Annotated in this window: 4 protein-coding genes and 1 pseudogene; all 5 read right to left on the reverse strand. The window is 46.6% G+C overall.

Annotated features, from left to right (window positions below):
• Positions 1-84: OB-fold domain-containing protein (locus LUQ50_RS15990; protein ID WP_367278998.1), on the reverse strand; the 84-nt coding region annotated here is incomplete at its 3' end.
• Positions 81-557, reverse strand: a complete 477-nt coding sequence (gene ruvC, locus LUQ50_RS11350; RefSeq protein WP_367278999.1) for a crossover junction endodeoxyribonuclease RuvC — start codon at positions 555-557, stop codon at positions 81-83. The genes LUQ50_RS15990 and ruvC, both read right to left, overlap by 4 nt.
• A 101-nt stretch (positions 558-658) precedes the next feature.
• On the reverse strand, positions 659-2,785 hold the full coding sequence (gene ppk1, locus LUQ50_RS11355; RefSeq protein WP_300039949.1) for a polyphosphate kinase 1: 2,127 nt from the start codon (positions 2,783-2,785) through the stop codon (positions 659-661).
• 109 nt (positions 2,786-2,894) lie between these two features.
• Positions 2,895-3,461: a hypothetical protein gene (locus LUQ50_RS11360; protein WP_300039950.1), complete on the reverse strand. Its 567-nt coding sequence runs from the start codon at positions 3,459-3,461 to the stop codon at positions 2,895-2,897.
• Positions 3,462-3,556: 95 nt separating this feature from the next.
• A pseudogene (locus LUQ50_RS11365) lies at positions 3,557-4,139 on the reverse strand (hypothetical protein); the annotation flags it as partial.

Below are 4,139 nucleotides of genomic sequence, written 5' to 3' on the forward strand. Positions count from 1 at the left end.
GATCCGGTAACCCACTCCTGCAGCCTCGATGATCACATAATCATCTCCTGCCTCAACAACCGGACCACGGAGACGGGCTATCATCGACGGCCCCGTGTACAGTTGAGATGACAGAGTGCTAGTGAAAGTCCGTCTGCAGCGTCATCAGGCCTGGGAATTTCAGGGAGCCGAAGCAGACGGGTTATCATCTCCTGCATCTGTTTCTTGTCAGCAGATCCGGAACCGGTGACAGCAACCTTCACCTGATTTGGTGTATACTCGGTTACCGGAATATTATGATGAACAGCAGCCAGAAGAATAACCCCGCGAGCTTCACTCACTTGTAAAGCACTGGTAGTATTTCGTGCAAAGAACAATCGCTCAATTGCCATACTATCAGGATGAAATCGATCAATCAGTAATTCAATTCCCTGGTATATTTTTCCCAGCCGGACCGGTGCATCACCGTCAGTCTTGCTGGTCTTCACACAACCCCATTCATCTGCATCTGGAATATGCATATCATCAGAGATCACCCCGTACCCTACCGTTGCATACCCGGGGTCAACTCCCAGCACGCGTACCAACTCAGATTCCCCCGGACATATCCAGATACGAAAACCGGAAGATTTCTGTCAATTCGGGGGGAAAAACGTAGCGGGATTGTAACTTGCAGAATTCAGATTCCATTGCGTCCAATATTCAAATCCTCCTGGTCATCAGGCAGGCCCTGATTCCAGATACCCCGGTACCTGAGGAACCAGTCCTGTGCATTCAGTGGTTCTTCCCCTTCCTGTGGGAACCTCGGATGATACAACCCTTCTGAGTTTAAATCACGTGCTTTCATGGTGTCCCGCATATGGATTGGGAGAATTTTTGAGATTATTTCAATTTTGATATTTTGATCCAGGACCGGGTACAGAACCTCAACACGACGATTCAGGTTTCGTGGCATCAGATCAGAACTGCCCATCAGAACAATCTCATCACCACCATTATGGAAGTAGTAGATGCGTGAATGTTCAAGGAATCTTCCGACAATCGTGCTGATTGAGATATTTTCAGAGACTCCTTTGAGTCCCGGCCTTAAACAACAGATGCCCCGGATCTGGAGATCAATCTTTACTCCTGCAATCGAAGCCTTGTACAGTGCACGAATCATCTCTTCGTCCTGAAGAGCATTCAGCTTCAAGATGATGTGTCCATCCTCGTACTCCTGATGACGCTTAATCTCCCGGTCAATGAGTGAGATAATACCACGACGGATATATTTTGGCGAGACCAGCAGGTGATTATACGCCATATATCGTGAATAGCCGGTTAATGAATTGAAAAGATTTGATACATCAGAAGCTATCTCGGGGTTTGCGGTGAAAAGTCCGATATCGGTGTATATCCGGGCTGTTGAAGCATTATAGTTGCCCGAACTCATGTGAACATACCTGACGATGCCGTCCCGCTCACGCCTGACCACCAGACAGAGTTTTGAGTGGACTTTCAGGCCCATGATACCAAATACCACATGGACACCGGCGTGTTCAAGTGCCTTAGCCCAGCCGATATTATTCTCCTCATCAAACCGTGCCTTGAGTTCAACCACTACTGAAACCGCTTTTCCCATCTCCCTCGCATCAAGGAGTGCACGCACAATCGGTGAACGGTTACCGGTCCGATACAGGGTCATTTTTATCGCCAGTACATCAGGGTCCACCGCTGCCTGATGCAGGAAGTTGATCACCGGTTGAAAACTCTCATACGGATGAAAAAGCATGATGTCACGGGATTTGATAGTATTAAAGATCCCTTTTTCATTCTCCAGAATCTTGGGAATACTCGGAACAAACGGAGCATCCTTCAGATCGGGACGATCGAGATCAAGCATACACATCAGATCAGCCATACCGATTGGCCCGGCAATCCGGTAGAACATATGTGGATACTTCACCAGTTTTTCACCCATCATGCCACAGACAACCTGGTCCATCCAGGATGAAACCTCCACTCGCACCGGAACCCCTACCCATCGTCTGCCAACTGACTCTTCAACGGCAGTCATGAGATCGTCAGCTTCGTCTTCTTCAATCTCGATATCAGCATCACGGGTTACCCTGAACGGATAAGACGCTCTGACTTCAAGCCCTGGGAAGAGGAGATCGAGATTTGCAGAGATAACATCTTCTAAAAAGACAAGTTCAACGCCTATAGGAATCTTTGTCCCATCGTCAGCATCAGGAATCTTGAGAAGCCGGGGGAAGAGCTTGTTTGGAATTTTTATCCGTGCAAAGAGATCCTCTTCCCTCCCCCGTTCTCTGACAAGGATCGCAAGATTGAGTGCCAGGTTAGAGATGAATGGAAACGGATGAGATTTGTCAAAGGCTAGCGGGGTGAGAACCGGGAAGATCTCTTTGATGAAGTATTCCCTGAGGGCTCGTTTCTGTCGTTCATCAAGCGTCTCATACGTATGGATGACTATACCATTCTCTTTAAGGGCTGGTATGATCTCATCATGCCAGATAGTGCTCTGTTCTTCAAGGAGCGGAAAGAGATCCTCATATATCTTATCAAGAAGTCTGGCCGGGGTGAACCCGTCAGGAGGAGCCTTGAGCACCCCCTCATCGAGTTGCCGGTGCAGCCCGGATACCCGGATCATGAAAAATTCGTCAAGGTTATTTGAAAAGATGGCTAGAAATTTGACCCGCTCAAGTAAGGGATGAGTAGGATCTTTTGCTTCATCAAGAACATGCCGGTTAAACTGAATCCAGGATAGTTCACGGTTGATATAATATGAGGGATCCTTCAGTTCCATATCCTTCCCGGATATGGGTTCGTCGGCAGAAAACAACTCATCCCTTTTCATCGTGAGGATATAAGAGAGCAAAAGCAGATAATTCTTACGTTAATTAAAAGCAGAAAGGTCAGATATCTTCAGGAGTATCCACCTTACTTTCATAATGGAAGTCTTTCTGAATAGTTTTCATATACCCGTTCGCACTTGTATGATCTTTCAGAATCAGTTCAGCAGAGACATTCGAATCATTTCCCCGAGCCTCCATGATGTGAGCACCAATATCGATACTCACGCCACCCAGGGCATATGAATTGAGAAGTGGATCGCCGCTTGGAGTTGAACTCTGTACATCTGTCGCTTCATTCGGATGTTCGGTGCCGCTGTATATTTGAGAACTCATATCACCTTCAGGTATAGCAATCAACCCTGAACTCTCTGCAATACCGGTTGTATTCGATTCATTACCAGCCGGTTCTAAACCCATCTCCGACGTCTCATTGGAACGTGATACAGAGAGGTTCGTATATTCTGATGCATTACTAGTTTGCAGTTCAGAACTGTTCATGGAGTTAATAGTATTATTAAAACTCTGATCTCCAGAGAGCGGTGAGGTTGCTTCAGCACATGCCCCTCCCACCAGAATGCTTACGGTGCCAATGATGGCGAGCAAGATGCATATTGAGCGGAAATTCATCCTATTTTCTCCATATGATAACCAGATCTGCAAATCGGTCGATGATTACACATTAGCAGGGACGGTATGAAGATTTTGTGGTAATATCACCATCTTCAGGGGATCGAACCGGGGAGAAGATTATATGCAGGATCGAGATCCCGGAGAAATGCCAGAGAATAATACCTGAAAAACGTGATAACAGGGACCAGTAGGACGAGTGAAAGAAGAAATAGTACCGCTGCTCCCAGACCCAGGAACACGATACCGGTTGGATCCATGACCTGGGGGACTCCGGTTCCGGCTGATATGATCATAGCAGGTATTCCCATAGGGATACTTAGAAGAAAAAGTATGATCCCCAGAACGGCCCCGGACAAAAATATCAGGATGATCTTACCTGCAGTGTAAATCACAGCCTCGATCCATCTTCCAGAGAATATGGTAATCATTCGTCTCCAGCCGGGAACAATACCGCATTCATCAACTATCATCACAGGTACCACAAAATCGGCTGTGAGTCTTGCAAGAATCCATACCGGAATGAGAATAATCAGAAGCAGGAGCAGGAACTCAATAATCAGGAGCATGAGTCCGTAAAAATCCAATGTTTCACCTTGAATGGCAGGAACAATGAAAAGAAGAGCCAGAATAATTGCACTAATGAGAATTAGTGCGAGGAGAAACAGGTAAAAACCA

Origin of the sequence: Methanospirillum sp. (assembly GCF_028679455.1) — an archaeon.
Lineage (GTDB): Archaea > Halobacteriota > Methanomicrobia > Methanomicrobiales > Methanospirillaceae > Methanospirillum.